General features: G+C 61.9%; 39 protein-coding genes. 18 read left to right on the top strand and 21 right to left on the bottom strand.

The features are described from left to right. Positions 1–144: 144 nt before the first annotated feature. From IVB27_RS32480 to IVB27_RS32530, 11 genes are all read left to right on the top strand, one after another. The gene (locus IVB27_RS32480) at positions 145–1,800 is read left to right on the top strand and encodes an acetolactate synthase large subunit (RefSeq protein WP_247446860.1); all 1,656 of its coding nucleotides are present in this window, start codon (positions 145–147) and stop codon (positions 1,798–1,800) included. Positions 1,801–1,919: 119 nt separating this feature from the next. Further along, on the top strand, positions 1,920–3,746 hold the full coding sequence (locus tag IVB27_RS32485) for a chloride channel protein (RefSeq protein ID WP_247446861.1): 1,827 nt from the start codon (positions 1,920–1,922) through the stop codon (positions 3,744–3,746). A gap of 24 nt (positions 3,747–3,770) precedes the next feature. Further along, entirely contained in the window at positions 3,771–4,118 is a 348-nt protein-coding gene (locus tag IVB27_RS32490; protein ID WP_247346143.1) for a Lin0512 family protein, read from the top strand. Between the two features lie 4 nt (positions 4,119–4,122). Then, positions 4,123–4,815, top strand: coding sequence for a GNAT family N-acetyltransferase (locus IVB27_RS32495; protein WP_247446862.1), 693 nt, complete (start codon positions 4,123–4,125; stop codon positions 4,813–4,815). Between the two features lie 75 nt (positions 4,816–4,890). Next, positions 4,891–6,075: a serine hydrolase domain-containing protein gene (locus IVB27_RS32500; protein WP_247446863.1), complete on the top strand. Its 1,185-nt coding sequence runs from the start codon at positions 4,891–4,893 to the stop codon at positions 6,073–6,075. Between the two features lie 98 nt (positions 6,076–6,173). Beyond that, complete coding sequence (locus tag IVB27_RS32505; RefSeq protein WP_247446864.1) at positions 6,174–6,383, top strand: YgaP family membrane protein; 210 nt, start codon at positions 6,174–6,176, stop codon at positions 6,381–6,383. Continuing rightward, positions 6,380–6,901: an RNA polymerase sigma factor gene (locus IVB27_RS32510; protein ID WP_247446865.1), complete on the top strand. Its 522-nt coding sequence runs from the start codon at positions 6,380–6,382 to the stop codon at positions 6,899–6,901. Before IVB27_RS32505 ends, IVB27_RS32510 begins: the two co-directional genes overlap by 4 nt. 3 nt (positions 6,902–6,904) lie before the next feature. Beyond that, positions 6,905–7,252: a carboxymuconolactone decarboxylase family protein gene (locus IVB27_RS32515; protein WP_247446866.1), complete on the top strand. Its 348-nt coding sequence runs from the start codon at positions 6,905–6,907 to the stop codon at positions 7,250–7,252. Between the two features lie 31 nt (positions 7,253–7,283). Beyond that, complete coding sequence (locus IVB27_RS32520; protein WP_247446867.1) at positions 7,284–7,946, top strand: DUF429 domain-containing protein; 663 nt, start codon at positions 7,284–7,286, stop codon at positions 7,944–7,946. Positions 7,947–8,060: 114 nt separating this feature from the next. Beyond that, the gene (locus IVB27_RS32525) at positions 8,061–8,216 is read left to right on the top strand and encodes a hypothetical protein (RefSeq protein ID WP_247446868.1); all 156 of its coding nucleotides are present in this window, start codon (positions 8,061–8,063) and stop codon (positions 8,214–8,216) included. 100 nt (positions 8,217–8,316) lie between these two features. Then, positions 8,317–9,027 (top strand): glutathione S-transferase family protein, encoded by a 711-nt coding sequence (locus IVB27_RS32530; RefSeq protein ID WP_247447002.1) that lies wholly within the window; start codon positions 8,317–8,319, stop codon positions 9,025–9,027. On the opposite strand, the gene IVB27_RS32535 is transcribed toward IVB27_RS32530, so the two are convergent. After that, positions 9,024–9,395, bottom strand: coding sequence for a tRNA-binding protein (locus tag IVB27_RS32535; RefSeq protein WP_247346167.1), 372 nt, complete (start codon positions 9,393–9,395; stop codon positions 9,024–9,026). The genes IVB27_RS32530 and IVB27_RS32535 overlap by 4 nt on opposite strands. A gap of 105 nt (positions 9,396–9,500) precedes the next feature. Between IVB27_RS32535 and IVB27_RS32540 the strand changes: the two genes are divergently transcribed. Next, positions 9,501–9,860: an ArsC family reductase gene (locus IVB27_RS32540; RefSeq protein WP_247446869.1), complete on the top strand. Its 360-nt coding sequence runs from the start codon at positions 9,501–9,503 to the stop codon at positions 9,858–9,860. A gap of 3 nt (positions 9,861–9,863) precedes the next feature. Here the strand turns inward: IVB27_RS32540 and IVB27_RS32545 are convergent, their stop codons facing one another. Then, positions 9,864–10,511: a hypothetical protein gene (locus IVB27_RS32545; RefSeq protein ID WP_247446870.1), complete on the bottom strand. Its 648-nt coding sequence runs from the start codon at positions 10,509–10,511 to the stop codon at positions 9,864–9,866. A gap of 351 nt (positions 10,512–10,862) precedes the next feature. On the opposite strand from IVB27_RS32545, the gene IVB27_RS32550 reads away from it, so the two are divergent. The 5 genes from IVB27_RS32550 (at position 10,863) to IVB27_RS32570 (ending at position 15,576) form a co-directional block, all read left to right on the top strand. Continuing rightward, positions 10,863–11,618, top strand: a complete 756-nt coding sequence (locus IVB27_RS32550) for an ABC transporter ATP-binding protein (protein ID WP_247346176.1) — start codon at positions 10,863–10,865, stop codon at positions 11,616–11,618. Next, positions 11,611–12,357 (top strand): ABC transporter ATP-binding protein, encoded by a 747-nt coding sequence (locus IVB27_RS32555; RefSeq protein WP_247346178.1) that lies wholly within the window; start codon positions 11,611–11,613, stop codon positions 12,355–12,357. The genes IVB27_RS32550 and IVB27_RS32555 overlap by 8 nt, the downstream gene beginning before the upstream one ends. 89 nt (positions 12,358–12,446) lie before the next feature. Continuing rightward, positions 12,447–13,670 (top strand): ABC transporter substrate-binding protein, encoded by a 1,224-nt coding sequence (locus IVB27_RS32560; RefSeq protein WP_247446871.1) that lies wholly within the window; start codon positions 12,447–12,449, stop codon positions 13,668–13,670. 72 nt (positions 13,671–13,742) lie between these two features. Next, positions 13,743–14,606, top strand: coding sequence for a branched-chain amino acid ABC transporter permease (locus tag IVB27_RS32565; RefSeq protein WP_247346185.1), 864 nt, complete (start codon positions 13,743–13,745; stop codon positions 14,604–14,606). A 1-nt stretch (position 14,607) separates the two neighbouring features. After that, positions 14,608–15,576, top strand: a complete 969-nt coding sequence (locus tag IVB27_RS32570; RefSeq protein ID WP_247446872.1) for a branched-chain amino acid ABC transporter permease — start codon at positions 14,608–14,610, stop codon at positions 15,574–15,576. A gap of 207 nt (positions 15,577–15,783) precedes the next feature. Here the strand turns inward: IVB27_RS32570 and IVB27_RS32575 are convergent, their stop codons facing one another. The 6 genes from IVB27_RS32575 to IVB27_RS32600 form a co-directional block, all read right to left on the bottom strand. Further along, complete coding sequence (locus tag IVB27_RS32575; protein ID WP_247446873.1) at positions 15,784–16,824, bottom strand: tyrosine-type recombinase/integrase; 1,041 nt, start codon at positions 16,822–16,824, stop codon at positions 15,784–15,786. Positions 16,825–17,492: 668 nt separating this feature from the next. Beyond that, positions 17,493–17,816: a hypothetical protein gene (locus IVB27_RS32580; protein ID WP_247446874.1), complete on the bottom strand. Its 324-nt coding sequence runs from the start codon at positions 17,814–17,816 to the stop codon at positions 17,493–17,495. Next, entirely contained in the window at positions 17,809–18,105 is a 297-nt protein-coding gene (locus IVB27_RS32585; RefSeq protein WP_247446875.1) for a hypothetical protein, read from the bottom strand. Before IVB27_RS32585 ends, IVB27_RS32580 begins: the two co-directional genes overlap by 8 nt. Further along, entirely contained in the window at positions 18,098–18,610 is a 513-nt protein-coding gene (locus IVB27_RS32590) for a DNA N-6-adenine-methyltransferase (RefSeq protein ID WP_247446876.1), read from the bottom strand. Before IVB27_RS32590 ends, IVB27_RS32585 begins: the two co-directional genes overlap by 8 nt. Then, positions 18,603–18,929, bottom strand: a complete 327-nt coding sequence (locus IVB27_RS32595; RefSeq protein WP_247446877.1) for a hypothetical protein — start codon at positions 18,927–18,929, stop codon at positions 18,603–18,605. The genes IVB27_RS32590 and IVB27_RS32595 overlap by 8 nt, the downstream gene beginning before the upstream one ends. Continuing rightward, entirely contained in the window at positions 18,929–19,261 is a 333-nt protein-coding gene (locus tag IVB27_RS32600) for a DUF6874 family protein (protein WP_247446878.1), read from the bottom strand. The genes IVB27_RS32595 and IVB27_RS32600 overlap by 1 nt, the downstream gene beginning before the upstream one ends. Before the next feature lie 99 nt (positions 19,262–19,360). On the opposite strand from IVB27_RS32600, the gene IVB27_RS43145 reads away from it, so the two are divergent. Next, positions 19,361–19,504, top strand: coding sequence for a YlcI/YnfO family protein (locus tag IVB27_RS43145; RefSeq protein WP_276001688.1), 144 nt, complete (start codon positions 19,361–19,363; stop codon positions 19,502–19,504). On the opposite strand, the gene IVB27_RS32605 is transcribed toward IVB27_RS43145, so the two are convergent. The 13 genes from IVB27_RS32605 to IVB27_RS32665 form a co-directional block, all read right to left on the bottom strand. After that, entirely contained in the window at positions 19,499–20,461 is a 963-nt protein-coding gene (locus tag IVB27_RS32605; protein WP_247446879.1) for a hypothetical protein, read from the bottom strand. The two genes, IVB27_RS43145 and IVB27_RS32605, sit on opposite strands and share 6 nt — an antisense overlap. A 103-nt stretch (positions 20,462–20,564) precedes the next feature. Beyond that, on the bottom strand, positions 20,565–20,831 hold the full coding sequence (locus tag IVB27_RS32610; RefSeq protein ID WP_247446880.1) for a hypothetical protein: 267 nt from the start codon (positions 20,829–20,831) through the stop codon (positions 20,565–20,567). Between the two features lie 29 nt (positions 20,832–20,860). Then, positions 20,861–21,163 carry a hypothetical protein gene (locus IVB27_RS32615; RefSeq protein WP_247446881.1) on the bottom strand — a complete coding sequence of 101 codons (303 nt, stop codon included), beginning with the start codon at positions 21,161–21,163 and terminating at the stop codon, positions 20,861–20,863. Positions 21,164–21,200: 37 nt separating this feature from the next. Next, positions 21,201–21,701 carry a hypothetical protein gene (locus tag IVB27_RS32620; RefSeq protein WP_247446882.1) on the bottom strand — a complete coding sequence of 167 codons (501 nt, stop codon included), beginning with the start codon at positions 21,699–21,701 and terminating at the stop codon, positions 21,201–21,203. Further along, complete coding sequence (locus IVB27_RS32625) at positions 21,701–21,910, bottom strand: hypothetical protein (protein ID WP_247446883.1); 210 nt, start codon at positions 21,908–21,910, stop codon at positions 21,701–21,703. Before IVB27_RS32625 ends, IVB27_RS32620 begins: the two co-directional genes overlap by 1 nt. 26 nt (positions 21,911–21,936) lie before the next feature. Next, the gene (locus IVB27_RS32630) at positions 21,937–22,314 is read right to left on the bottom strand and encodes a DUF968 domain-containing protein (protein WP_247446884.1); all 378 of its coding nucleotides are present in this window, start codon (positions 22,312–22,314) and stop codon (positions 21,937–21,939) included. Beyond that, a complete protein-coding gene (locus IVB27_RS32635; RefSeq protein WP_247446885.1) occupies positions 22,275–22,610 on the bottom strand; it encodes a hypothetical protein in 336 nt (111 codons plus the stop codon). Before IVB27_RS32635 ends, IVB27_RS32630 begins: the two co-directional genes overlap by 40 nt. A 21-nt stretch (positions 22,611–22,631) precedes the next feature. Continuing rightward, on the bottom strand, positions 22,632–22,931 hold the full coding sequence (locus IVB27_RS32640; protein ID WP_247446886.1) for a hypothetical protein: 300 nt from the start codon (positions 22,929–22,931) through the stop codon (positions 22,632–22,634). Between the two features lie 5 nt (positions 22,932–22,936). Then, positions 22,937–23,617 carry a Rad52/Rad22 family DNA repair protein gene (locus IVB27_RS32645; protein ID WP_247446887.1) on the bottom strand — a complete coding sequence of 227 codons (681 nt, stop codon included), beginning with the start codon at positions 23,615–23,617 and terminating at the stop codon, positions 22,937–22,939. Beyond that, positions 23,610–23,960, bottom strand: a complete 351-nt coding sequence (locus IVB27_RS32650; RefSeq protein ID WP_247446888.1) for a hypothetical protein — start codon at positions 23,958–23,960, stop codon at positions 23,610–23,612. The genes IVB27_RS32645 and IVB27_RS32650 overlap by 8 nt, the downstream gene beginning before the upstream one ends. Before the next feature lie 75 nt (positions 23,961–24,035). Beyond that, positions 24,036–24,206 carry a hypothetical protein gene (locus IVB27_RS32655; protein WP_247446889.1) on the bottom strand — a complete coding sequence of 57 codons (171 nt, stop codon included), beginning with the start codon at positions 24,204–24,206 and terminating at the stop codon, positions 24,036–24,038. 65 nt (positions 24,207–24,271) lie between these two features. Further along, entirely contained in the window at positions 24,272–24,625 is a 354-nt protein-coding gene (locus tag IVB27_RS32660; protein WP_247446890.1) for a hypothetical protein, read from the bottom strand. 133 nt (positions 24,626–24,758) lie between these two features. Then, entirely contained in the window at positions 24,759–25,583 is an 825-nt protein-coding gene (locus IVB27_RS32665; RefSeq protein ID WP_247446891.1) for a S24 family peptidase, read from the bottom strand. Between the last annotated feature and the right edge of the window lie 24 nt (positions 25,584–25,607).

The raw sequence follows: 25,607 nt of genomic DNA on the forward strand, positions 1-25,607 counted from the left end.
ACAGTCTGGATTGCTTCGCTGTGCTCGCGATGACAGGGATGATGCAGCTGCGCGCCTCTTTGTGAGTTGTGCCTGCGCTGCGGACCGTTACCATGCCTCCGCTGCCGTGGAACACGGGAGCCGACATTGTGACCGGGAGGCGACATGAGTGGGCAGGAACGCAAAGCAAAAGGCTCGGACCTGTTTGTCGCCGCGCTGGAGAACGAAGGCGTCGACCGCATCTTCGGTGTGCCCGGCGAGGAGAATCTCGATCTGGTGGAATCGCTCCGTACCTCCAGGATCGAGCTGATCCTGACCCGCCACGAGCAGGCCGCCGCCTTCATGGCGGCGACGTATGGGCGGCTGACCGGCAAGCCCGGAGTTTGTCTTTCCACGCTCGGCCCGGGCGCGCTCAATCTGTCGACGGGCGCGGCGTATGCGCATCTTGGTGCGATGCCGATGATCTTGATCACCGGCCAGAAGCCGATCATGAGCAGCCGGCAGGCGCGTTTCCAGATCGTCGACGTGGTTGCCTCCATGAAGCCGTTGACGAAGCTGTCGCGGCAGATCATCAGCGCCTCCAGCATCCCGACTGTGGTGCGCGATGCGTTTCGCGTGGCGATGGAGGAGCGGCCGGGGCCGGTGCACCTCGAACTGCCCGAGGACATCGCGGGCGATGAAGTGCCTGATGTCCCGATGATCCCGGTTCATCCGATCGAGATCCCGGTCGCCCATCGCGCCGCGCTCGATCGCGCTGCCGAGATGATTTTGGCTGCGAAGCACCCGCTGGTGATGATGGGCGCTGCGACCAGCCGGCCGCGCGCGACGCACGGCATCGCGACCTTCGTGCGGCGGACCGGCATTCCGTTCTTCACCACGCAAATGGGGAAGGGCACGGTGCCGGGCGGTACCAATCTCTACATGGGCACTGCCGCGCTGTCCGAACGCGACTACGTTCATGACGCGATCGACGCCGCCGATCTGATCGTCGCGATCGGCCACGACCCGATCGAGAAGCCGCCCTTCATCATGGGGCCCTCGGGCCCGAAGGTGATTCACGTCAGCTACACGCCGGCCAGCGTCGAGCAGGTGTATTTTCCGGATGCGGAAGTCGTCGGCGACGTCGGCCCGAGCCTGGAACTGCTCGCCGACCGGCTCGAAGGCAAGCTGCCGCAAGCCGCCGCGCTGCTGCCGCTGCGCGAAACGATTCTCGGCCGGATCGCCGATCGCGCCACTGAAGCGCGCTGGCCGCCGACGCCGCAACGCATCGTGCACGACATCCGGCAGGTCATTCCGGAGAACGGTATCGTCGCGCTCGACAACGGCATGTACAAGATCTGGTTCGCGCGCAACTATCGCACCCGCGTCGCCAACACGCTGCTGCTCGACAACGCGCTGGCGACGATGGGCGCCGGCCTGCCGTCGGCGATGATGGCCGCGATGCTCTATCCCGACCGCCGCGTGCTCGCGGTCGCCGGCGACGGCGGCTTCATGATGAACAGCCAGGAGATGGAGACCGTCGTCCGCCTCAAGCTCAACCTGGTCGTGCTGGTGCTCGAGGACAACGCCTATGGCATGATCCGCTGGAAACAGGCCGTCGACCATTTTGCCGATTTCGGCATGACCTTTGGCAATCCCGATTTCGTCCTGTACGCGCAGGCCTATGGGGCGAAGGGACATAGAATCGAGAGCATCGACAGTTTTGCTCCGACGCTGGATGCCGCCTTCAAGGAAGGCGGCGTGCATCTGGTCGTGATCCCGATCGATTATTCGGAGAATGTGCGGGTCCTGGTCGACGAACTCCGGGCGCGGGAGAAGTAGCGCCCAGGCCATCGGATGGTCTCGGAGGATCATGGCAGCCATTCCTTGATATATATCGTGTTACGATATATTGGCGGGCACAAGAATCCCTCCCAAATCAAATCCTTCAAGAGCAATTCATGCGCCAGACCGTGGACATTACCGGCGGCCTCCCGCGTCCTCGCGGCAAGCCCGGAGATTTCACCGCCGACCGCCGCGTGCTGGTCCTGATCGGCATGGCGGTGCTGGTCGGCAGCCTCGGCGCCGGAGCCGCGTGGGTGCTGCTTAAGCTGATTGCGCTGGTGACCAACCTGGTCTGGTTCGGTCATATCAGCACCGAGAATGTCTCGCTCGCGAACGCCCATCCGGGGATCTGGATGGTGCTGGCGCCGGCGCTCGGTGGCCTCGTGATCGGGCTGATGGCTCGGTTCGGCTCGGAGAAGATCCGCGGCCACGGCATCCCCGAAGCGATCGAGGCGATCCTGATCGGCGGCAGCCGGATGCAGCCGAAGGTCGCGATCCTGAAACCGCTGTCCTCGGCGGTGTCGATAGGAAGCGGCGGTCCGTTCGGCGCCGAGGGGCCGATCATCATGACCGGCGGTGCGATCGGCTCGATCTTCGCGCAGTGCTTCCATCTCACCGCAGCCGAGCGCAAGACGCTGCTGGTCGCCGGTGCCGCTGCCGGCATGACGGCGATCTTCGGCACGCCGATCGCGGCGGTCCTGCTCGCAGTCGAGCTGCTACTGTTTGAATGGAAGCCGCGCAGCTTCCTGCCTGTCGTGACGGGGGCGGTGATCTCGGCGGCGTGGCGCCCGTTGCTGTTCGGGACGGGGCCATTGTTTCCGTTCGCGGAGCGGCCGGATCTGCCCTGGTGGGGACTGGCAGCTGCGGTCGGCGTCGGGATCGTGGCCGGCCTGCAATCCGGCCTGATGACGCGGCTGCTCTACGCGATCGAAGACCTGTTCGACCATCTACCTGTGCACTGGATGTGGTGGCCGATGCTCGGCGGCCTCGCCGTTGGCCTCGGCGGACTCATTGATCCGCGCGCGCTCGGCGTCGGTTACGATGTGATCGCCGATCTGTTGTCGGGTCACATGGCGCGCGACGAGGCGATCCGGCTGCTGCTGGTGAAGTCCGCGATCTGGGTAATCGCGCTGAGCTCGGGTACGTCAGGCGGCGTACTGGCGCCGCTGCTCATCCTCGGCGGCACGGCCGGCTGGATCGAGGGACTGGTGCTGCCCGGCGGAACGTCGTTCTGGGCGCTGGTCGGGATGGCCGCGATGATGGGCGGCACGATGCGCTCGCCGCTGACAGGCGTGATGTTCGCGATCGAGCTGACCGGTAACATCGACATGCTGCTGCCGTTGCTGGCGGCAACCGGCGCGGCGCATGCGGTTACCGTGCTGCTGCTGAAGCGCTCGATCCTGACCGAGAAGATTGCGCGCCGCGGTCAGCACATCACGCGCGAATACGCGATCGATCCATTCGAGCTGCTGCGCGCCGCCGATGTCATGGTGACGAATGTCGACACGCTGCCGGTCGGCATGCCTGTCGACGCGGCGGTCGCTTTCTTCACCTCCGACCAGCGCCGTCACAAATCCTATCCGGTGGTCGCCGCCGACGGGCGGCTCGCCGGCATGGTCACCCGTGCCGACGTGCTGCGCTGGCGCACCGAGGGCGATCACCAGGCCGCAACGCTCGACGATGTCGTGTCGGATACGTCGGCAGTGGTGGCACATCCCGACGACGTCCTGGGGCGGGTCGCCGATCTCATGGTCGCCTCGGATATCGGCCGCTTGCCGGTGGTCGACCGCGCCAACCATCGTGTGGTGGGTCTGGTGGCGCGCAAGGATCTGCTGCGAATTCGCGCGGTCGTGAATGCGCAGGAGGAGGACCGCAACGCATATTTCCTGCGCGAAAAGGCGCTTGTGCCGGAGGCGCGGATCGCGGAAGCTCAGCCCCTCTGAATTCCAGCACCGACAGGAATGAGCATGACTCGCGTTCGCTGTATCACCGAGATGGGCATGGGCGTGGACGTCCACGGCAAGGACGCCACCAAGGCGGCGAAGCGTGCGGTGTCTGATGCCATCAGGCATTCGAGCCTCGGTTTCTTCCGGATGATCAACAAGACCGCGAACGACATGTTCGTCGACGTCACGATCGCGGTGCCTAATCCGGAAAGCGTGGACAAGGAAGCCGTTGCCAAGGAGCTGCCTTACGGCACGGTGACCGTCAACGCGGTCAAGGGTGGGCTGGAGATTCCCTCGGCCCCGGAACAGGGCAACGACCCCATCCTCATCGCCAATGCCGCCGTCATCGTCAGCTTCGAGAAGGATTGAGACGGTGTCCGACGGTGACGTGACGCTGCTGGATCGCCCGATCTGGAGCGCGCTCACGACCAGCCACAAACATCTGACCGAAGGGGGCCCGCGCGCGCTGCGCTACCCCGTGAACATGACGCCGTTTGCCGACATGGTCGACATGTCCGAGGCGAGCTTTGCCGCGCTCGGCGATCTTCTGTCCGGCTCGCAGGTCGCTGCGCTGTTTACGCCTGATACGGTCGACGTTGCCGCCGGCTTCAAGGTCGTGCTCGCCGGACCCTGCGAGCAGATGATCGGCTCGCCCGCCGACAGCCCGCTTCGCGACGCCGAGATCGTCAGATTGGGTGCGGCCGACGTTCCCGCCATGATGGCGCTGACCGAGTTGACCAAGCCCGGTCCCTTCGCGCGACGCACGCACGAGCTCGGCACGTTCCTCGGCATCCGCACCGGCGGCGAATTGGTCGCGATGGCCGGCGAGCGCATGAAGCCGGGCAATTTCGTCGAGATGACGGCCGTCTGCGTCCACCCTGATCATCGGGGGCGAGGCTACGCGCAGGCACTGCTCGCGGCGGTCGCGCGCCAGATCGAGGCACGCGGCGAAATTCCGTTCCTGCACGTGTTTTCGAGCAACTCGTCAGCCATCGCGCTGTACCAGCGGCAGGGGATGCGGATTCGGCGCCGCCTGCACGTCACTGCGTTCATGAAGCAGGACTGAGCTGCGCCGTTCGGACGGGCTTCATATCCGGCGAATTCACGCTATATCGATCCCAACCATCATTGGGGGAAGCACATGGACGCCAGAACACCTGATTTTTCCGCCACACGGACGGCAATGCAGCGTTACGTCGATCAGGAGATCATTCCTGGCGCATCCTGGACGGTGCTGCGCGGGCGCGAGGTCGTCGATCAGCAATGCGTCGGTTTCGCCGATCGCGAGGCGAGTACCGCGCTGCGGCCCGATCACATTTTTCGGGCGTTTTCCAATACCAAGATCTTCGTCACCTGCGCGGTCATGCTGCTGGTCGAGGAAGGCCGCATCGGGCTTGATGATGTCGTCGAGAAATTCTTGCCGCAACTCGGCAATCGCAAGGTGCTGAAGCCGGGCGCTTCGAGCCTTGCCGACGTCGAGCCAGCCAAGAGCCCGATCACGGTCCGCCAGCTTCTCACCCATACGGCCGGCCTCAGCTACGGCATCTTCGATCCCGGCTCGGTGCTGTTCAAAGGCTATAACGAGGCGATCATCCTCAATCCGCTCACGCCGCTGACCGGCATGATCGACCAGCTCGCCGATCTGCCGCTGTCCTATCATCCCGGCTCGTCCTGGGAATATTCGGTTGCGACCGACGTGCTCGGGCGTGTCGTGGAGGTCGTCTCCGGCAAGCCGCTCGACGCCGTCTTCAAGGCGTGCATCTTCGAGCCGCTCGGCATGACCGACACCGGCTTCCACGTGTCGGACGCGCAGCAGGGCAGGCTGGTCGCGCTGTACAATGGTGCCGACGTGCTGGACCCGATGAAGCCCGGCCTCACCCGGGCCGACAATCTGCCTTATCCGCAGGCCTATCGACGGCAGTTCCCGCGGCTGTCGGGCGGCGGCGGGCTGGTCTCGACCTTGCCCGACATGCTCGCTTTGGTACGGGCGCTGCTACCCGGCCCGGATGCGCTGCTGAAGCCGGAGACGCTGCGGCAGATGATGACGAACCAGTTGCCCGCCGGCCAGACCATCCGCTTCGCCAATCTCGGCCCGATCCCCGGCAAGGGCTTTGGCCTCGGTGGCGCCGTCACTTTCGCGCCGACGCCGTTCGATCCCCCGAATTCCACCGGCGAATTCCAGTGGGGCGGCCTTGCCGGCACCCATTGGTGGATCTGCCCGCAGGCCAATACCGCCGGCGTGCTGATGACGCAGCGCTACATGGGTTTCTGGAATCCGTTCTTCTTCGAATTCAAGCGTCTGGCCTATCAGGCAGTCGGAAGCTGAGCGCGAAAAAAATTGCACGGTGCCGCGAATCTTTTCGGGTCGTCGCGCCCTCTCTTGATGGTCGGGGCATTTTGCTTCGGCTCATCTCGGAGGATGTGATGGCATTTTACAGGAAGAACATCGGCGGCCTGCATCAGGCGGTGCGGATTGCCTTAGGCGTCGCGGTGACGGTCGCCGCATTCGTGTATCTCAGCGGTGCTGCGGCGTGGCTGGTTGCGTTCGGCGGCGCCGGCTTCGCGCTGACCGGCCTGGTCGGCTATTGTCCGATCTGCGCGATGGCCGGCATCGGAAGGGGAGGGGTGTCGTGAGAGCCGCCGTGATCTCGCCAAACCTGTTCGAGGCCGCGCGCCTCGGCGATCCCCAGGCGATCGCGTCTCTGCTCAAGACGGCGCAGCCGAACATCCGTCGCTATGCCCGCGCCACCTGCCGCAGCTCGGCGGATGCCGAGGATGCGACGCAGGAGGCGCTGTGGATCCTGTTTCGCCATGTCGGCACGATCCGCTCGTGGCTCGCGTTTTCGGCCTGGCTGTTCAGCGTGGTCCGCCGCGAATGCCTGCGGCTCGCCCGCAAGGCGGGGCTCGCGCCGGCGATTGACGACGGAGAGGCGGAGGCGCTGCTGCTGTCGCGCCCAGAAGCCGATTTGCGGCTCGACGTCGCGGCAGCCTTCGAGGCGCTGCCGCCGCACTACCGCGATGTCGCGCTGATGCGCGACGTCAAGGAAATGACCATCGACGAAATCGCCGTCGCACTCGATACGACAAGGCAAACCGTGAAGGCACGCCTGCATCGCGCCCGCGCCCTGATGCGCGAATATCTGACGAGGTGAGCCATGACCTGTTATCAAAGCCCTGACGATCTGAAATCGATCCCGGACTTCGTGGCGCTCGCGCCGGTCGAGGCCAGCGCGTTCCTTGCGTTCAACCACGCGGTCGAGCGCAAGGACGGATTGATCCCGCCAAAATACCGCGAGCTGATCTCCCTCGCGGTCGCACTCACCACGCAATGCGCGTATTGCCTCGACGTGCACACGGCGCAGGCGGCGAAGGCCGGTGCAACGCGCGAGGAAGTCGCGGAGGCCGCGTTGATTGCGGCGGCTGTTCGCGCCGGCGGCACGCTCGGCCATGCACTGTTGGCGCAGCGCCTGTTCGAGCGACATCGGATCGAGGGCACGGGATGAACGAGCGCGGGTCGGCGGCTGGATCGTACGCGTGAACAACTATCTCGGCCTCGACGGATTTCGCTTCGGCTGGGTCGCGGCCTGGATCGACGCGAGCGGCGATCATGGCTTCGATTATTCACCCGGCCTGACCCGCTTGCTCGCGATGCCGCACGCGCGTGCGATGATCGATATGCCGATCGGATTGAAGCCGAGCGGCTATCGCATCTGCGATTTGCGCGCACGCGAGCTGGTCGGTCCCGCGGTGTTTCTCGGCGCGCGCCGAGACCTCTGGACATTCGCCGACATGGCGGCGGCCAATCGCCACTATTGGGAGCACGAAGGCAAGGGCAGGGGCGTATCGGCACAGCTCTGGAATATCAGGGACAAGATCAGGGACGTCGACGAGATCATGACGCCCGCGCGTCAGGCGACGATCGGCGAAGCGCATCCGGAATTGATCTTCTGGAATCTCGCAGGGTGCGTCCGGCTTGCGAAGAAGACATCCGCGGAAGGCCGCGAGCAGCGCATCGCGCTCCTCGCGCAACGCGGCTTCACGCGCCTGCCGAAATGGTTGACCCAACGTCACGGCACCGGCATCGGCCGCGACGATCTTATCGACGCCTGTGCTTGCACCGTCGCGGCACGCGACAGCACGCAACGTGTCGGCGGGGAGGAGGACCCGCACGGGCTGCGGGTGGAGATCAACTATTGAGGTGGGCAGCCGGCTCATGAACCGGGAAAAAGCGGCAATTTATTTGAAGCCTGCAGGAACCGTCGATGGTCCGCCGCGTTCCCTGTGCGAACCGGTGTGAGAGAAGCTCGTGCGATGAATAATATCAGTCAGTTCGCGACCGCGATGCTAGCGCTTGTTTTCACCGGAGCGCTGCTCGTTACCGGGCAGCGCTTCATCGAGCAGCGCGTACAGCGCGATATGACTCGCGATATGACTTACGCCACCAGCCATTTGCTACGGCCATTGTGACCTGATCCCGGTGCGGGAAATCCATCTGAGCACTCGACCTTGCGTCGTTCGTCCGCTCGCCTAGATTAGGCGGCGTCTCATGAACGAAGCCAGGGTCCCGATGTCCGATCTGTCCGCCTTTCCCATCACCAAGCGCTGGCCGGCCAAGCACCCGGAGTTGCTCCAGCTTTATTCGCTGCCGACGCCGAACGGCGTCAAGGTCTCGATCATGCTGGAAGAGATCGGGCTTCCTTACGAAGTCCACCTCGTCGATTTCGGCAAAGACGACCAGAAGACGGCGGAATTCCTCTCGCTTAATCCGAACGGCAAGATCCCGGCGATCCTCGATCCGAACGGTCCCGGCGGCAGGCCGCTGCCGCTGTTCGAGTCCGGGGCGATCCTGCAGTACCTCGCGGAGAAGACCGGCAAGCTGCTGCCGCAGGATGCGGCGCGCCGTTACCAGACGCTCGCGTGGCTGCATTTCCAGATGGGCGGCATCGGGCCGATGTTCGGCCAGGTCGGCTTTTTCCACAAATTCGCCGGCAAGGATTTCGAGGACAAGCGGCCGCTCGAGCGCTACGTGGGCGAGGCCAAGCGCCTGCTCGGCGTGATGGAGACGCATCTTACAGGCCGGCAATGGTTCATGGATGACGACTACACCATCGCCGACATCTCCATGCTCGGCTGGGTGCGCAACCTCGTCGGGTTCTACGGCGCCGGCGATCTCGTCGAATTCAGTCAGTTCAAGTCGGTGGGCGCCTGGCTCGAACGCGGCCTCGCGCGTCCTTCCGTCCAGAGCGGGCTGAATATTCCGAAGCGGCCTGGAGGCTAGAACAGCCGTCCGCCGTTCGGTACGGGCTTGCTCGGCTGCACCAGCACGACCTTGCCCTCGGCATCGGGGAAACCGAGGGTCAGTACCTCCGAGACGACCGGGCCGATCTGGCGCGGCGGGAAATTGACGACGGCCGCGACCTGTTGGCCGACCAGCGTCTCAAGCGGATGGTTTTCGGTGATCTGCGCCGAGCTCTTGCGCACGCCAATCGCGGGACCGAAGTCGATCCACAGACGCCAGGCCGGCTTGCGCGCTTCCGGGAACGGTTTTGCATCGACGATGGTGCCGACGCGAATATCGACCGCGAGGAAGCTGTTGAAGTCGATGGTCGGCGACGCGGTCGCGGCTGGATCGTGGGTGACGTGCATGGAGTGTCCGTTCGGAGAGTTGGCGTCGTTCGCAATATTGTCGCGCGAACCGGAGTTGCGTACAACGCTTGGGGATCACGATACGACGCATGCGCGAGGAACGTCTTGCCCAACATCATCTACGGCATCAAGAACTGCGACACCATGAAGAAGGCGCGCGCCTGGCTCGACACCCATGGCGTGACTTACACGTTTCACGACTACAAGACGGAGGGGGTGGAGAAGGACAAGCTCAAGCAGTGGAGCGACAAGGTCGGCTGGGAGATGCTGCTCAATCGCGCCGGGACGACCTTCAGGAAGCTTCCCGATGCCGACAAGGAAGGCCTGAGCGAGAAGAAGGCGCTGGCGTTGATGCTAGCGCAACCATCGATGATCAAGCGGCCGGTGCTGGAAATTGGCGGCAAGGTGCTGGTCGGCTTCAAGCCTGACATTTACGCCAAGGATTTCGGCGCCAGATCGCGCTGACCGCTAGTTCAGCTCGATGTTCTCGGTGGTGACACCGGAGCCCGACTGGTCCGCGAACTCGACCAGTTCGGCGGGCGCGATGCGGCCGGGAGCGCGATGGAACAGGTCGCGGTCGATCACCGCGCGCGATCTCGGGCGCGGCAGCGCGTCATTTCCGCGCATCAGGTTCTTGATCTCGAAGCCGCCATCCTCGCAGAAGGTCTTGAGCGATGCGATGATGTGACAGATATTGCCGTCGACCTGGAACGGCAGCAGCAAGCGCTCATAGGCGACGATCCGCCCGTAAATGTCGTCGACGTCGGCAACGCTGTAGACGGGCAGGCCGCGCGCCACGCATTCATAATAGACCGGCATCACAAAGGGCACGAGTCGCGGCCCGATATAGTCGTCGAGCAGAACGCCCTTGCCCGTGTGTCCATAGGCGCGCGAGATGCGCGTACCTTCGCTCTGGATGGTCAGGCGCGGCTTCGGCGCCGAAATGTCGACCGTATAATAGATGAGATCGGAGAGCTCTTCTTCGAGCCGCTCGGGCTGGTACTCCCAGATCGCCGGGGCCATCTGCTCGCGCGCATAAAGCCGCAGCCACGTGTTCAGGAGATCACGCTGCCTGATCGACTTCACCACAGAAGGAGCGGCGCTTGCAAAATCCACGATAATATTCCCGACGTATAAAACCCGCGCATGATCCTGGTTGCGGGAAAATTTTCTATGAAGGCTGGCGCATGGACCGAAAGACCGTTAACGACGGCTTGATGACCGGCGCCTTGCGACCGGGAGGCTGGGCAGGCGACATCAAAACACGTCCGACTAAGGGAGCATAAGTCTCCCGGCCGGAGGCCTGACCTGCTCAGCTTTCCGCCTTGCCTAACCCCCGTCACCTCCGGCATATTCCGCGCCCGGAGGCGGCGTTCCGGAGAGGCTCCAAGGCCTCCGGAAAAAGGCCTCCGGAAACCGAAGCAACAAGGATAGCCACGCGTGTTGCGCGGGCAGGGGGAAAACTGTTTGGCCGATGAGTTCATTCTCGAAACGGAAGGCTTGACCAAGGAGTTCGCGGGCTTCTTCGCCGTCCGCGACGTTGCGCTCAAGGTTCGCCGTGGGAGCATTCACGCGTTGATCGGCCCCAACGGCGCCGGCAAGACGACGTGCTTCAATCTTTTGACCAAGTTCCTCAAGCCGTCTGCCGGAAAAATCCTATACAAGGGGCAGGACATCACCACGATGGCGCCCGCCGACGTGGCCCGCCTGGGGCTGGTTCGCTCGTTCCAGATATCGGCGGTATTTCCGCATCTCACCGCGCTGGAAAATGTCCGCGTCGCGCTTCAGCGCCAGCACGGCAGCTCCTTCGATTTCTGGCGCTCCAAGTCCGTGCTCAACCAATTTAACGATCGCGCGCGGGAGTTGTTGAACGATGTCGGCCTCAGCGAGTTCGCCAATACGCCCGCGGTCGAGATGCCCTACGGGCGCAAGCGCGCACTGGAGATCGCAACCACGCTCGCACTCGACCCCGAGATGATGCTGCTGGACGAGCCGATGGCCGGCATGGGCCACGAGGACATCGACAAAATCGCCGCGCTGATCAAGCGCATCTCCGCGAAATATACCATCCTGATGGTCGAGCATAATCTGAGCGTCGTGGCCAACCTCTCCGACATCATCACCGTGCTGACGCGCGGGCAGGTGCTCGCGCAAGGCCATTATAGCGAACTCACCAAGGACGAACGCGTCAAGGAAGCCTATCTGGGAGCCGGTCATGGTTGAGACTGCAACCGCGCAAGCTCCCGCAAAGACCGCGAGCGGCGGCAACATCCTTCAGGTCCGCAACCTGGAAGCCTGGTACGGCGAGTCCCACATCCTGCACGGGATCAATTTCGACGTGAATGCGGGCGAGGTCGTCACGCTGCTTGGGCGTAACGGCGCCGGCAAGACCACCACGCTGAAGTCGATCATGGGCATCATCGGCAAGCGTACCGGCTCGGTGAAGTTCAACAACCAGGACATCATCCGCACGACCTCGGACAAGATCGCGCGCATGGGCATCGCGTTCTGTCCGGAAGAGCGGGGGATATTCTCCAGCCTCGACGTGCGGGAGAACCTGATGCTGCCGCCGGTGGTTCGCCCAGGGGGATTGCCGCTCGAGCAGATCTTCGATCTGTTTCCGAACCTGAAGGAACGGCTCAACAGCCAGGGAACCAAACTCTCCGGCGGCGAGCAGCAGATGCTCGCGATCGCGCGCATCCTGCGCACCGGCGCGAACTTCCTGATGCTGGACGAGCCGACCGAGGGTCTCGCGCCCGTCATCATCCAGCAGATCGGCCACACCATTGCGCGGCTCAAGAAGGAGGGTTTTACGATCCTCCTGGTCGAGCAGAACTTCCGCTTCGCATCCACCGTCGCCGACCGCTATTACGTGGTCGAGCACGGCAAGATCATTGACGGATTTTCCAATGCTGAGCTTGCCGCCAACATGGACAAGCTCCACACCTATCTCGGCGTTTAAAGCATGATCCGGAAAAGCGTGTAGCGGTTTTCCGAAAGATCATGCTCAACAAAAGAACTGCGAACGAGAAAATTCAAAAGGAAAGTTGCATGAAGACCAAGTCGATTGCGTCATTGCTGCTGACCACCGCGCTCACCTTCGCCGTAACGGGCGTCGCGTCCGCGCAGGACAAGACCGTCAAGATCGGCGCGCTGTCCGATCAGTCCGGGCTCTACGCCGACCTCGGCGGACCGGGCTCGACGCTCGCCGCACAGATGGCCATTGAAGATTCCGGCCTGGCTGCGAAGGGCTGGAAGATCGACCTCATCTCGGGCGATCACCAGAACAAGCCCGACATCGGCACCGCGATCGCGCGGCAATGGTTCGACGTCGACAAGGTCGACATCATCGTCGACGTGCCGAATTCCGGCGTGGCGCTGGCCGTCAACAACGTCGTCAAGGAGAAGAACGGCGTCTACATCAACTCGGGTGCGGCGACCTCCGACCTCACCAACGCGCAGTGCTCGCCCAATACCGTGCACTGGACCTACGACACTTACATGCTGGCGCATACCACCGGCCAGGCGCTGGTGAAGGCCGGTGGCGACACCTGGTTCTTCCTGACCGCGGACTACGCCTTCGGCGCGGCGCTGGAGCGCGACACCACTGCGGTCATCACCGCCAATGGCGGCAAGGTGGTCGGCAGCGTCAAGCATCCGCTGAACACGCCGGACTTCTCGTCCTTCCTGCTCCAGGCGCAGGCCTCCAAGGCCAAGATCATCGGCCTTGCCAATGCCGGCGGCGACACCACCAACACGATCAAGCAGGCGGCCGAGTTCGGCATCGTCAAGGGCGGCCAGAAGCTCGCGGCGCTGTTGCTGTTCCTCACCGACGTCAAGGCGATCGGGCTCGAGACCGCGCAGGGCCTCAACTTCACCGAGACCTTCTACTGGGACATGAACGACAAGACCCGGGCGTTCTCCAAGCGCTTCGCCGAGAAGATGAAGAGCAACGCGCCGCCCACCATGGTGCAGGCTGGCGTCTATGCGGGCGTGCGTCACTATTTCAAGGCACTGGAAGCGCTCGGCGGCAACCCGCATGACGGCGCCAAGGTCGTCGAGAAGATGAAGTCGATGCCGACGGAAGACGATCTGTTCGGCAAGGGCGAGATCCAGCCCAACGGCCGCACCATCCACAATGCCTATCTGTTCGAGGTGAAGAAGCCCTCCGAGTCCAAGGGACCGTGGGACTTCTACAAGCTGGTCGGCACGGTGCCGGGCGACCAGGCCTTCACGCCGCTGTCCGAGAGCAAGTGCGCGCTCTTGAAGAAGTAAGATAACCGCCCGCAGGCCATCAGGCCTGCGGGCGACTTTCAGGGAACGCCGAAGGGACCGGGTGCGGGATCGATGCAGGCTCTTTACGCTCAGCTACTGGTGGGACTGATCAACGGCTCGTTCTACGCGCTGCTCAGTCTCGGGCTTGCCGTGATCTTCGGCATGCTCAACATCATCAATTTCGCCCATGGTGCGGTCTACATGATGGGCGCGTTCGCTGCCTATTTCCTGCTGAACCTCGGCGGCATCAACTACTGGTGGGCGTTGCTGCTTGCGCCGATCATCGTCGGCATCTTCGGCATGATCCTGGAGCGGACCATGCTGCAATGGCTGACCGGGCTGGATCATCTCTACGGTCTGCTTCTGACCTTCGGCATTGCGCTGATTGTGCAGGGCGTGTTCCAGAACTACTTCGGCTCCTCCGGCCTGCCTTACGCCATTCCGGACCAGCTCAAGGGCGGCATGAATCTCGGATTCATGTTCCTGCCCGTCTATCGCGGCTGGGTCGTCATCTTCTCGCTGGTGGTCTGCATCGCGACCTGGTTCCTGATCGAGAAGACACGGCTCGGCGCTTATTTGCGTGCAGCCACCGAAAACCCGACGCTGGTGCGCGCCTTCGGCGTCAACGTGCCGCGCATGATCACGCTGACCTACGGCCTCGGTGTCGGCCTTGCCGCGCTCGCCGGCGTGCTGTCGGCGCCGATCAACCAGGTGCGGCCGCTGATGGGAGCCGACCTCATCATCGTCGTGTTCGCGGTGGTCGTGATCGGCGGCATGGGATCGATCATGGGCTCCATCATCACCGGCTTCGCGCTCGGTGTGATCGAGGGCATGACCAAGTATTTCTACCCCGAGGCCTCCAACACCGTCGTGTTCGTGCTGATGGTGCTGGTGCTCTTGGTGAAGCCAACGGGATTGACGGGAAGGGCGGCCTGATATGACAGCCTTGACGGACGACACACTGCCGGCCCCCCCGCGCGCGATCCGCGACGAGATGATCGTGTTCGTGGTGATGGCGCTGCTGCTGGCTGCGGTGCCATTCAGCGGCATCTATCCGTTCTTCGTGATGCAGGCGCTGTGCTTCGCGCTGCTGGCCTGTGCATTCAATCTCCTGATCGGCTATGGCGGCTTGCTCTCGTTCGGCCACGCGATGTTCATGGGCACCGCCGGCTATTGCAGCGCGCACGCGCTGAAAGTGTGGGCGTTGCCGCCGGAACTCGGCATCCTCGTCGGCATTGCCGCGGCGTTCGGGCTCTCGCTCATCACCGGCTTCATCTCGATCCGCCGCCAGGGCATCTATTTCTCGATGATCACGCTGGCGCTGTCGCAGCTGCTGTACTTCATCTACCTCCAGGCGCCGTTCACCCATGGTGAGGACGGCATCCAGGGCATCCCGCAGGGCCGCATGTTCGGCGTGTTCGATCTGACCAAGCCGACCGTGCTCTACTACGTGGTGCTGGTCGGCTTCCTCGCCGGCTTCCTGCTGATCTACCGCATCATCAATTCGCCGTTCGGCGAAGTCCTGAAGGCGATCCGTGAGAACGAGCCGCGCGCGATCTCGCTCGGTTACCGGACAGATCAGTACAAGTTCCTGGCTTTCGTCCTGTCGGGCACGCTCGCCGGCTTTGCGGGATCGCTGAAGGTGTTCGTGGCGCAGAACGCTTCGCTCACCGACGTGCACTGGTCGATGTCCGGCGAGGTGGTGCTGATGACGCTGGTCGGCGGGCTCGGGACCATCTTCGGGCCCGTGGTCGGTGCCTTCGCGATCATCGCCATGCAGCAATATCTGGCGAGCTTCGGCCAGTGGGTGACGGTGATCCAGGGCTCGATCTTCGTGATCTGTGTGCTCACCTTCCGCCGTGGCGTCATCGGCGAAATCGCGCATTACCTCCGGCGTTCGCTGTAAGTCATTGATGTAGCAGAAAATTCGTTGGCGCGCGAAAGCGGTGGATGATCCGGCTCCACGGGCGTGAGGTGGCACGCGCGTGGATCGAAAATGGTCTATGACAGTTTCACGACGGCCCGCTTGGGCTAGGCCATTATCCAACCGGTAGTCTCTCCCCCATGATGCGATTGTTTCGCGCTTTCCTGCCCAAGGAAATCAGCAATTCCTCTAAGCCGTTGCAGTGACTTTGGTTTCTGGCCTACCCTCTTGGCTGTGCGCACTTTGTGCATCAGTTTCAGCGTAAATCGGCAGCTCAGGTCCAGTGAGCAAATCGGTCAGCTTCGGGTTCTTGATCGCGTGGCCGTAGGTCTTCAGAACCTGCGCCGCATCCTTCCAACCGCCCAGCCATGCCACCGTCACCACGTCCACGCCGCGCCTCAGGAGCCCCGTAGCGAAGCCATGGCGGCAGCAGTGCGGCGTCAGGCGTTTGATGCCCGCCTTCTTGCAGGCGGTCTTCCAGGAGTCCTTGAGCGAGCTGAGGCGGCCATAGACAAACACCCCCCGGCCATCGACGTGCTTCAGGTTGGCGAGGGCCACGACCAGGGCAGCCGGCAGGTGCGCCACGCGCTCCTTGCTCAGCTTGGTCTCCCGGATCAGGACTGTCCGCTTGTCAAGATCCACGTCGCCCCATTGCACCGCGACGGCCTCGCCGGGCCGAGCCCCGGTAAACCACATGAACAGGACCATGGCACCGAGGTGCGGCTTGGCGGCCGCCCGGAACTTCGTCACCCATTCGAGCGTCGCCGGTTCCTTCACCTTGGCGTCTTCCTCGTAGCGCTCGACCGTCAGCCGGGAGCACAGCTTCGACCGGGCCGCGTGATTGATGACGGCGATGGTGGGCACGATCACCAGCCGGTTGAGGCTGGCGTTGCCCACGTTCGGGTAGAGGTCCTTTGCCATCAATTGAACCGTCCCCTCGGAAATATCCTTGACCAGCGTCCCGCCGAAATACTTCTCGATCGGTTCGAGGAACGTCGTGGACTTGCCGGCGGCGCGGTAGATCTGCGCAGCTCGCGCAAAGGTCAGGATTGCCTCGGGTCCATCGAAATGACCTTTCCAGTGTCCGGACTCGATTTCGGCAACCTGGCGCGCCGCGGTGTCTTTGTCCGTGGTGTGAAGCGAGACGTTATAACGACGTCGCTTACCAGTCGGGCCAACTGTTCCGCGGCAATAGTAGATCCCTTTACGCCGATAGAGCTTAAGCGGCATCGTTCCCCCTCGCGAATTGCGGCCTTGATCCGGCCGACGTCAGCAACATCAAAGCGTTTGTTCCGGCCGATTGGAACATAGAACGGCAGGCCAGCGCTATCCACCGGGTTCTCGGCCAGCCAATATTGCAGCCAGCGCTTTGACACCCCGATCTCGGCCGCCGCCTGGACCAGTGTGATGAGCTTCACTTTGCCTCCTTCGACGAGACCGAGTATGAGGCGAGTGAACTAGCCGGCTTCAGATGGTTCTTGCGCGGGCAAATCACGCTCTCGCAGGTTTTCTCCGAGGTCGGCGGGCAGATGCAGCCAAGTGGCGGCGTGGGCATCGTTCGGTCTACCGGACCTAGCGGCGTGTACATCGGATGAATTGCAGGTGGATCGCAGACCGGGCACCCGCCCGCATTGCGACGGCACGGATATGTCATGCAAACGGTCATGAATGCTCCTTTGAGGAAATCGCCAGACTGCCGGCGCCGATGCTCTTCCGGTTGCGCGGATGTTGGCGTGGGCACCCAGGATTTTCGCAAGTCTTCTCCGAAGTCGGCGGACAGATGCATCCGGGAGGATGGAAGACGGGCGCTGGCGGCAATTGATACTGGATGTATTGAGGCGGATCGCAAAGCGGGCAGCCAGCGGCGGTGCGCCGGCATGGGTATGTCGAGCAAACGTTCATTTTTCACCTAACAACTGATCTGAAGGAAGCCGCGAAGTGTTGTCCATGCCGCAGACTCCGCAACGTTTTTGGCCGGGCCAGTGGTTGCAGCGCGGCGGCTCTTGCTCGCCTGAGAACGAGAGAGCGCGGCGGATCTGGCCGACGCTCACAAGGTCGTTCTCGTATTCCTGAGCGTCCAGCAGCGCCTGAAGGCGCTCCAAAGGTGCGGAAGCATCTCGTTCAATCTCACTAATAAGGATTAGGAGGGCGTCCATAGTATCGACACGAATGCGCCCGTTCTCAACGATCCGCTTGAATACCTTTTTCTGATCTTCAGTCATCGCCGCCTCCGCTCACTTGGACAGTTCCCACACGACTGAGGACGCGCTCAGCAAGGTTTGCCGCTGCGCCGCCAGTAACCTGAAGCGAGGCTATCCGCTGAAGCGCATCGACCAAGCCGGGAAGGGCCTTGGCAGCCACGGCGAAGGCATCAGCCGCGCCATAGTCAACGAAGGTGGCGTCGGCGAAGTTGTGGTTGCTGCCGAACCACATGCCGCCCTGATGGCAGCGGATGGGCTCACACATGCCGATGATATCGACAGCCCATTCGATCGTTCGGTGGTCACTCATTGCTCGCCCCCACTGCGGACACATCTGCGGTGATGCGCCAGAACATGCCAAGCTTCGACTTGATCAAAGCGTTGCAGGCGACCTCGCCCATACCGATCAGCACGACGCCATGCCCCGGTGATTTTCCTATCGATCCATCTGGCCTGATGAATTTCGTCTTGCCGTGCGGAAATAGCAGCGCCTCGGCGCGGGGCATGTATTTGTGCCACCAGCGAGACGACGTGTAGGCGCGAACAATGCCTATCCCGTTGGCGTGATCAAAGAACCGCGTCAGCCACGGCAGATGTCCCTCTCGATTGCCGAAGGGCGGATTCATGAACACCAGCCCGTCCCACGGCTTCGTCAGGCCATCGTCGGCCTTGGTGTAGATCTTGCGCGCCGGCACCCAATGCTCCGGCCCCGGCGAGCAGGGATCAAGATCGAACGTGAGGCCAAGCGCATCGAAGATAGCCGGCGGCGTGTACCAGTCATCCGAATTGCCTTGGTTCGGCTCGTGCTCAGCCATTTTCAGTCCCCAGTTGATGCGAAGAAAGCTGGGATGAGCGCCAATCTGCGAACCCCTTGCAGATAATGCTCTTGTCTGTGGGGTTGGCGCCGCCATCAGCGGTTTCGTGGCACATCCACACCGCGTTTGGCCGAGCTTTGAGTTCGTCCTTCAACACAGCGCATTGAAAGCGCATCAAGCCATCTACGTTCGGTCCGAAAGGGCAGCCGTCACACATTGCAGCACGCGTCGGCGGCATCTTGGTTACCCGGATTTTCTTCGTGCCAGCGCCGCCCATAACGGCGCTGGCAACATCCTTCCCTGTAATGGCTCGCGGCATCACGCCTCCGGTTGAGAAAAGCGCGGGGAAAAGAACCCCTCCAGCTTGCCGGTCTCGCGGTTGAGGTGCTTCGCGATGCCGGACACGTCATGCAGGAGATTGAAGTCGTCTGCTTTGAGCAGATCGTCGAGGCGCAGCGGGTTGCCGTTGCAGTGCGTCGCCGCGAGATCCATGTCGATATCCATCACGGAGCGATCGACGCGGTGCTCAAGGTAAAGATCGCGGGCGCGACGGGCGATTGCGCGGATCGTCTTCCGTTCGGCCTCGGGACAGTCGAACGAGACTTCGCAGTGGATGCCTTGAGGGGTGTGCTTTCTGAGTGTCTTGGCCATGGTTACCTCCGTTGTTGGCATTGCTTTCATAGACGGTATCGTTTATAGTGTCAATAGACGGTATCGTTTATTCAGGAGGAAAGTTTGGGCCGGCCACCATTGGGAAACAAAGCAACGCAAGTCCGACTTCCAGAGGAAGTCCGCGATGAGATTCGGGAGTTAGTCGGCGAGAAGGGCATGGCACAGTTCATTCGTGAGGCAGTGGAACGGGAGTTGAAGCGCCGGAAGCGAAAATCGTCATGACTGCTCAGGGCGCGACAGCGGGGACGCGGCGCGGCCTGCATCGGTAAGGTACGCCGTCGAGGAATCGAACCGGCTATCGTGCGTGACGCGGATCAATTTGGCATCGACCGCCCGGTTGAACGTGTCGGTTGGCTCTGCATCTTCGCAGAAGTAATTAAGCCAGCACCACTTGCTGTCGCTCGCCTCGGTCTGGCCGCCAGCGGCGTCGAGGATCGCAAGCATAGTGAGCATCTTGCTCGGTGGCTGCGGTGAAACGCTGATGGGAAGCTCCAGCATTTGCTGCGCTTCGGAGGCGAGCCGATAAACTTCGGCGTTGCCAAGCGTTTGCAGCTTGATCAGCAGTTCAATTGCCCGCTGGCGCCCGGTGTCGGCAGATAAATGGGTACCAGCCCCGGACCCTGCCTGGTCACCCTGCGGCAGCCGCTCAGCGTTATTCTGAGACGGACCTAGTTCCGGGGCTGATTTCGTCTCGACCGTAGCGGCCGGCGATGGTTGGGAGAGGGCGGCATCAACGATATCCGCTAGATGCCCTGTAAGCACGATCTCGCTTTGCACCGCCTCCAGTGCCTCGCGGAGACGTAACTTCTCGCGGCGAAGGTCTGTGATGAGTTCCTCAAGGCCTACCTCGTCGTCGGACACCCCAACAGCTTGGGCAAGACTACTGATGGCGGCAGTGCATGCCCGCGAGATATCCCGCGCTCGCACATTGCCAACAAGCCGAGCGCTACCATCCCACGAGTTGGCGCAGTGCCGCACTGCCGCCAGGATCTTGACGACCTCTGCGTCGTCGGTGTCCTCGTATGCAGCGGTGTCAGCGGAACACGGCAACTGCGCCTCCAGTTCGCGGATCAGTTCTGCCCGCGCGTTTGTACCGGCGCCGCCGGGCGCCTTCTCGTTCTCCACCTTCAGCTCGGCAATGCGGGATTCGATCTGTGCGCGGGTCAGATGATCGGTCATGTCATGTTCTTCCAATTCCCGGTGATTATTCGGGTGATCCGCACGGCAGCGAAGCCGAGGACAATCGCGCAAACGATGATGGTGAATGACAGGTCGTCGCTCGTCATGTGCGCCCCGTTGGGATGAGATCAGCGCTGATGGCGGGTGGCTCGAAGCCGAGCACTTCGAGATAGGCGCGCGTCAGCGGGTCGTACTGGCCAGATCGGCCGCGCAACTTCTTGCCGCCGTCCTCGGGGTCTTTCTCGGAATCCTTCGCCAGCATGCGGGCAACGTTGCCCTCGCAGTCTTGCTCCAGACGAATCCGGTAGACCTGCTCAGACAGGTTGCGGATGTATGTCGGGTCGAATGTCGGCTTGGGTTCGCGTGCCATTGTCAGTTGCCCTGATGTTGAGACAGCGGTTATGCGCGCTTGATCGCGTCGATGGCGGAATCGAACTTAGCCATGATGGCGCTCGGCTCCAGGTTCATCAGCGTGTCCGCCTCCAACTCGCTCCGGTAACGGCACCATGCCGCCTTGAAAGCGGTTGCCTCCGCCCCATCGATCCAGATGCTATTGGCCCAGAAGTCGCCATCCTTGTCCCAGCGCGTGTGCTTGGTGACCACGATCAGGCCAAGCGGATTGTGCGTCTCGATGTGCTGCACGTCGGCAAGTGGGACGATGACGCTGACGCCGCTATAGATGCTCTCGGTGGCGGTATTCATGCGGTTCTCCTGTTCACAGGTGAGGCGATGACAGCGGTTATGCGATCGTCTTGCGCGGCTGATGGATGGGCCGCTCGTCGCCTTGCTCGAAATACTTGCAGGCCTTCGCGAAGTGCGGGACACGGTCGCCTTGCTGGCCGTGTGTCATGGCGCGGTACTTGCCACACAGCGCGTCCTTGAGCAGGCCGCTGCCGGCCATATAGCCGTCATCCTCCCATCTGGCGCAGGTCCGGCAGGTCTTTCCTTCCGGGCCTGTTCCACCCCAATAGGCCTGCCCCGGCTTGGTTTCGGATCGCTGCCTTGCCAAGATCATGTTCGGCTCAGTCAGGTGCGCAGACACGGTATCGGTCATTTCTGCCGTCTCCTTGTCGAAGTGAGCTTGCAGCGCCAAATATCGGCGCTTGGTGAGGAAGTAGTCGTAGCCTTGCTTGATCCTGGCCTTGCTGCGGCGGGCGACGATCCAGCGCGTCTCGCCGATCTGGGCTGACAGCCACGCCGCGAACGCTTCTGGCGAATTGTCGTGAGACGCGATGTCCATCAGTCGTAATCCCCTTCATCTTCATCGAAGAAGCCGCCCGATAGCTCTCTCTTCGGCAGGCTGTGCGCGAGATCAGTCAGCAAGATTGAAGCCTCTCCCGTGCTGGCACCGCGCCTCACAAGCGCGTCCCAGATAGCCTCGCAGGCCGACTTCGCGGAGGCCGGCAGGGCCGATATTCCGGTAGCTGCTGCCCACTGGTTAAACGTCATTTCTCGTCCTCAATGTCGTAGCGTCACTAGCGATGCACTTGCCGGCTGATGACTTCATGCGCCAGCTCGTAATCTCCAGATGCCGCAAACAGGCTCAGCGCCAGCACGAACGGATTCACCCCGAGGTTCGTCCAGAAGTTCATCTCGTTCCCCGTGTGTTGCCGGTCGTGACAGCGGCCACAAAGCGGCAGCGTCCACATATCGTCTGGCTTTTGCTGCATGCCGGCGCCCGTCTTGCCGTACATGCGATCGTCTGAGCGCAGATGGGCTGCCTGGGTCTCGATATCGTTTCCACAAGAGATGCAGGGCAATCCGCGGATAAAATCGAGATGTACTTCGTTGTGAATGCGAGGGTGGCGCTGTCTCATACGCGAGCCCTCGTATTGCTGCTCTGCGTCCGCCATGCTTCAATCTTCGCGTCGGCGGCAGCCCGCAAGAACCTGTGGCCCTCGTCCTCCATCACCGCTTCGCGGATGGCCTCCAGGTGCTGCACATAGCGATCGTCGGAGTAAGCTTCCCGCTCCTGAAGGACGGCCGACATGGCGCCGTGCTCCTTCATCAGCTTGGCCTTCAGTACCTTCCGGTACTCCTCGACGTAGACACGATTGGCCTTGGCCTGGGCTGCATCCCTCGCGTTGTCGCGGAGATAGTCCAGCGCCTTGTCAATCTCTTCGTCGGTTATGAAAGAGCGGTTGGTCATGCTTCCCCCGAAGCGATAGGCCTAGAACGGAATCTGGTCGTCCATGTCGCCGCCGCGTCCAGTGGAGATCGTGTCGGGGCGCTTGATTTTCTCCTGCGCCCTTTCACTAATCGGACGCTGGTCGTGCTGGTCGGCATCTTCCTTGGGCTTCGGTACATAGAGCGAAATCCAGGCCTGCCCCTCTGCGTTCGGCATCGGAAGAGCATCGAGGACGATATTGAACCCGTCCTTGCCATCCTTCGCCGGGAAGGCGGCGCCGATCTTCGTGTAGCGGACCTTGCCGTCCTTATCCTTCCGCGAAATCACCGCGTCATATCTCATCGCCATTATTCTGCCGCCTCTGCTTTGCTGGCACCGATGCGGTCCAGCGTGTCTGAAAGATGCTTTCTCATTGCCACCGGCATCTGAGCGATGGTGCCGGCATTCCGCGTGCGCAGCTCTGCCGCTTCGTCCGCACTGGTGACGAAATGCTTCACGACCTGGTTCGCGAAGGAATATGCAACCCGGCCCGCGCGAAGCCCCCAGCCGCATGACGTGCAGAAATCGTCGTGGATCTGATCCAGCTTCTTTCGCTCGGCTTCCGGGATACGATAGGAGTTGCCGGCAGCCTCAAGGGCGACCCACGGCGACTTCATCTCGTAAAGGTAGCGGCCGACGCCCCAACGCACAGCGGCGCGCTTGAGAGCATCTGAAAGCATGCCCTTCTCGCCCTCAACGTCGGTCGCGCCGGCCCCGTCCGCCTTCCAGATCCAAGAACCGTCCGCCATCTTGACGCCGATGTTGCAGACGATCGATCCGTTGACGCCGGGAGTGTAATTGCACTGCCAGCCATCCGGGCCGCAGACGCCATCGAGGCGGTCCATCACGGCACGGGCGTCCATGTAGGCAAGGGCCATGCCCTTGGTCTTGTCCTTGGTGGTGCTGCCAATGCGCCAGTCGATCTCCTCGGAGGCGAAGGGCCGGCAGAGTTCGTCGAAAAGTTCTTGGGCGCTCTCAAAGTTAGCCATTGTTGCGAACCACCTTCAGGCCGACTGGTTTCTTGGTGTATTCGAGCGCGCCGATCAGCCGGCGGATCTGCTCGATGTCCTCGCCGTTAAAAACAGAAAGCATCAACTGCGCCCGCAAAAGGATCTGTGCGATCCCGCGCGCCTCACGCTGGACGAGCGGCTTCTGCTCGGGATCGAGCGCCAGCATTGAGACGTCGATCATTTCCTCCACGAGGCGGTGGATGCGCTCTCCGACGAGCTGCTGGGGAGTGCCGGGCTCGCAGTCCTCCATGGCAATGCGGACGGCTTCGAGCCTTTGGCGGTCCATATCGAGTTCTGAGAAAACACCCATCACAGCACCCATGTTGCGATTGAGAACACGCCAAGCCCGGCGATGAGGATGGCGCAGAAAAGATCGATGCGGTTCTCGGGGATCATGCTACTTCTCCGCGAGAGTTAGGCCGGCTTCTTCCATGGCGTTGAAGAACGTCTGATAGGCAACGCCGCCCTCGGGCCAGTGCAGAGCGTCAAACAACTTACTTGTTCTTGATTTAGGCTCTTCGAGTTCGAGGATCCCGAGGGCCGCTGCGCAATCGAGAAAGTCATTCATGAACTTCTCAGTGCACGAGCTTGCTGTGTGCTCCAACAGAGTGGCCTTGGCTTCATCTCTAGTCATCACGCAGCCTCGACACGAAAGCTGTTGGCGAACGCCTCGCCCTTACACATCGCAACCCAGTCGCGCTGCTTGCGGGAAAGCTCCACGTCGTCTTGCGCCCAACGCTCGATTACAATCGAGGCGATCTCGTCGGTTGCATCGCGACAGGTGCCGGCTTCGAGCGAGAAGGCGATGATCTTGGCGAGGCTGGTGTAGTTGGCCCCGACCTCTTCAATGACCGTGGCGCGGTCCATGAGATCGCCGAACACCCAAGGCTCACGCTTGCCGGCGAGCATCAGGAACTGCTCGGCAGACTTGAGCGGCGCGACGGCGGCGACCTCGCGAAGATTGCTGGGCGGCAGATGCTGGTTCATGGCGTTTCCCCGTGCTGATGGGAAACATCCTACAGGAAATTTCCTGTAACGCAACAGGAAATGTGCGACCCACAAAAATATTTTTGCAGGACGCTCAGATCAAAGAAAAAGCCCCGCTAGAACGGGGCGATTGTCAGGTGAAGTAGCTTCCAACGATCCGGTGAGGCCGGTCCTGCCATTCGGATTTCTTAAGGCTGAAATCCTTGGCGGGATTGTATTGGCGGACCTTCCAGGTTGTATCGGTCTCGCCTCGATATTCTTTGATTGCGGCGTGATCGGCGCCTTCAACGTGGCTGCGAAACAAACAAAGGTCAGCGACTCGGGGAGGGAGATGTGGATTGATAAGGGCGGTAGAGCCTGACTTCAAAACGGGGTCCATGCTGTCACCGATCACGATCATCCCATAGCCGTCCTCGACCCGTAGGAGTACGGATGGGCGAGCCACCCAATCAACCGGACGATCAGTAATTATCAACGCTCCGTCGCCGCCCTGCGCTATCCCGAACACTGGCAAATCCATGCTGGAGAACAGATCGGCGCTGGGAATGATCCTTTGCGCCCCCGACTCTTTTTGGGGCGATAATGAGGCGCGGTCAACTAAACTTTCGCGGGAACTCCCATGATGTTTCACGTAGGTGCGTTTTGGCAACGGCAGCGATGGGCCGCGCAAATTGTCCTCTTGCACCTTTAGTATCTCGGCCAGCAATATGCGCTCGCGCTCGTGCAGTTCTTTCGGAGAACCGCGCTTAAGGAATTGCTGCAAATAAGTTTCATTTCTGCCGAGCTGCTTTGAGACGCCGGCCATATCAAGACCAAGCTCCTGTAGCCGCTCCAGAATCAATTTTCGAACCACATCCATGCCTCCTTTGTAGGACTTTACCTGTCTGGGACGGAAATGGGAATTTTCCGGTTGCGTTGACAGGAAGTTTCCTGTATCTTCCTGTTCATGGTCATTCATCCTACTGTCCAGTCACTGCTTAAT

Source organism: Bradyrhizobium sp. 197 (genome assembly GCF_023073375.1).
GTDB lineage: Bacteria > Pseudomonadota > Alphaproteobacteria > Rhizobiales > Xanthobacteraceae > Bradyrhizobium.

Bases quoted from the DNA above. Each gene is read 5' to 3' on its own strand.
- IVB27_RS32565 (WP_247346185.1), top strand. From the start codon at position 13,743: ATGCAGGCTCTTTACGCTCAGCTACTGGTGGGACTGATCAACGGCTCG.
- IVB27_RS32585 (WP_247446875.1), bottom strand. From the start codon at position 18,105: ATGAGTGACCACCGAACGATCGAATGGGCTGTCGATATCATCGGCATG.
- IVB27_RS32630 (WP_247446884.1), bottom strand. From the start codon at position 22,314: ATGGCGGACGCAGAGCAGCAATACGAGGGCTCGCGTATGAGACAGCGC.
- IVB27_RS32530 (WP_247447002.1), top strand. From the start codon at position 8,317: ATGTCCGATCTGTCCGCCTTTCCCATCACCAAGCGCTGGCCGGCCAAG.
- IVB27_RS32660 (WP_247446890.1), bottom strand. From the start codon at position 24,625: ATGAACCAGCATCTGCCGCCCAGCAATCTTCGCGAGGTCGCCGCCGTC.
- IVB27_RS32655 (WP_247446889.1), bottom strand. From the start codon at position 24,206: ATGAATGACTTTCTCGATTGCGCAGCGGCCCTCGGGATCCTCGAACTC.
- IVB27_RS32610 (WP_247446880.1), bottom strand. From the start codon at position 20,831: ATGGCACGCGAACCCAAGCCGACATTCGACCCGACATACATCCGCAAC.
- IVB27_RS32490 (WP_247346143.1), top strand. From the start codon at position 3,771: ATGACTCGCGTTCGCTGTATCACCGAGATGGGCATGGGCGTGGACGTC.
- IVB27_RS32505 (WP_247446864.1), top strand. From the start codon at position 6,174: ATGGCATTTTACAGGAAGAACATCGGCGGCCTGCATCAGGCGGTGCGG.
- IVB27_RS32480 (WP_247446860.1), top strand. From the start codon at position 145: ATGAGTGGGCAGGAACGCAAAGCAAAAGGCTCGGACCTGTTTGTCGCC.
- IVB27_RS32525 (WP_247446868.1), top strand. From the start codon at position 8,061: ATGAATAATATCAGTCAGTTCGCGACCGCGATGCTAGCGCTTGTTTTC.
- IVB27_RS32560 (WP_247446871.1), top strand. From the start codon at position 12,447: ATGAAGACCAAGTCGATTGCGTCATTGCTGCTGACCACCGCGCTCACC.
- IVB27_RS32645 (WP_247446887.1), bottom strand. From the start codon at position 23,617: ATGGCTAACTTTGAGAGCGCCCAAGAACTTTTCGACGAACTCTGCCGG.
- IVB27_RS32595 (WP_247446877.1), bottom strand. From the start codon at position 18,929: ATGCCGCGAGCCATTACAGGGAAGGATGTTGCCAGCGCCGTTATGGGC.
- IVB27_RS32535 (WP_247346167.1), bottom strand. From the start codon at position 9,395: ATGCACGTCACCCACGATCCAGCCGCGACCGCGTCGCCGACCATCGAC.
- IVB27_RS32600 (WP_247446878.1), bottom strand. From the start codon at position 19,261: ATGGCCAAGACACTCAGAAAGCACACCCCTCAAGGCATCCACTGCGAA.
- IVB27_RS32500 (WP_247446863.1), top strand. From the start codon at position 4,891: ATGGACGCCAGAACACCTGATTTTTCCGCCACACGGACGGCAATGCAG.
- IVB27_RS32625 (WP_247446883.1), bottom strand. From the start codon at position 21,910: ATGACGTTTAACCAGTGGGCAGCAGCTACCGGAATATCGGCCCTGCCG.
- IVB27_RS32615 (WP_247446881.1), bottom strand. From the start codon at position 21,163: ATGAATACCGCCACCGAGAGCATCTATAGCGGCGTCAGCGTCATCGTC.
- IVB27_RS32575 (WP_247446873.1), bottom strand. From the start codon at position 16,824: ATGCCGCTTAAGCTCTATCGGCGTAAAGGGATCTACTATTGCCGCGGA.
- IVB27_RS32515 (WP_247446866.1), top strand. From the start codon at position 6,905: ATGACCTGTTATCAAAGCCCTGACGATCTGAAATCGATCCCGGACTTC.
- IVB27_RS32555 (WP_247346178.1), top strand. From the start codon at position 11,611: ATGGTTGAGACTGCAACCGCGCAAGCTCCCGCAAAGACCGCGAGCGGC.
- IVB27_RS32485 (WP_247446861.1), top strand. From the start codon at position 1,920: ATGCGCCAGACCGTGGACATTACCGGCGGCCTCCCGCGTCCTCGCGGC.
- IVB27_RS32650 (WP_247446888.1), bottom strand. From the start codon at position 23,960: ATGGGTGCTGTGATGGGTGTTTTCTCAGAACTCGATATGGACCGCCAA.
- IVB27_RS32640 (WP_247446886.1), bottom strand. From the start codon at position 22,931: ATGAGATATGACGCGGTGATTTCGCGGAAGGATAAGGACGGCAAGGTC.
- IVB27_RS32590 (WP_247446876.1), bottom strand. From the start codon at position 18,610: ATGGCTGAGCACGAGCCGAACCAAGGCAATTCGGATGACTGGTACACG.
- IVB27_RS32620 (WP_247446882.1), bottom strand. From the start codon at position 21,701: ATGGACATCGCGTCTCACGACAATTCGCCAGAAGCGTTCGCGGCGTGG.
- IVB27_RS32665 (WP_247446891.1), bottom strand. From the start codon at position 25,583: ATGAATGACCATGAACAGGAAGATACAGGAAACTTCCTGTCAACGCAA.
- IVB27_RS32635 (WP_247446885.1), bottom strand. From the start codon at position 22,610: ATGACCAACCGCTCTTTCATAACCGACGAAGAGATTGACAAGGCGCTG.
- IVB27_RS32605 (WP_247446879.1), bottom strand. From the start codon at position 20,461: ATGACCGATCATCTGACCCGCGCACAGATCGAATCCCGCATTGCCGAG.
- IVB27_RS32570 (WP_247446872.1), top strand. From the start codon at position 14,608: ATGACAGCCTTGACGGACGACACACTGCCGGCCCCCCCGCGCGCGATC.
- IVB27_RS32580 (WP_247446874.1), bottom strand. From the start codon at position 17,816: ATGACTGAAGATCAGAAAAAGGTATTCAAGCGGATCGTTGAGAACGGG.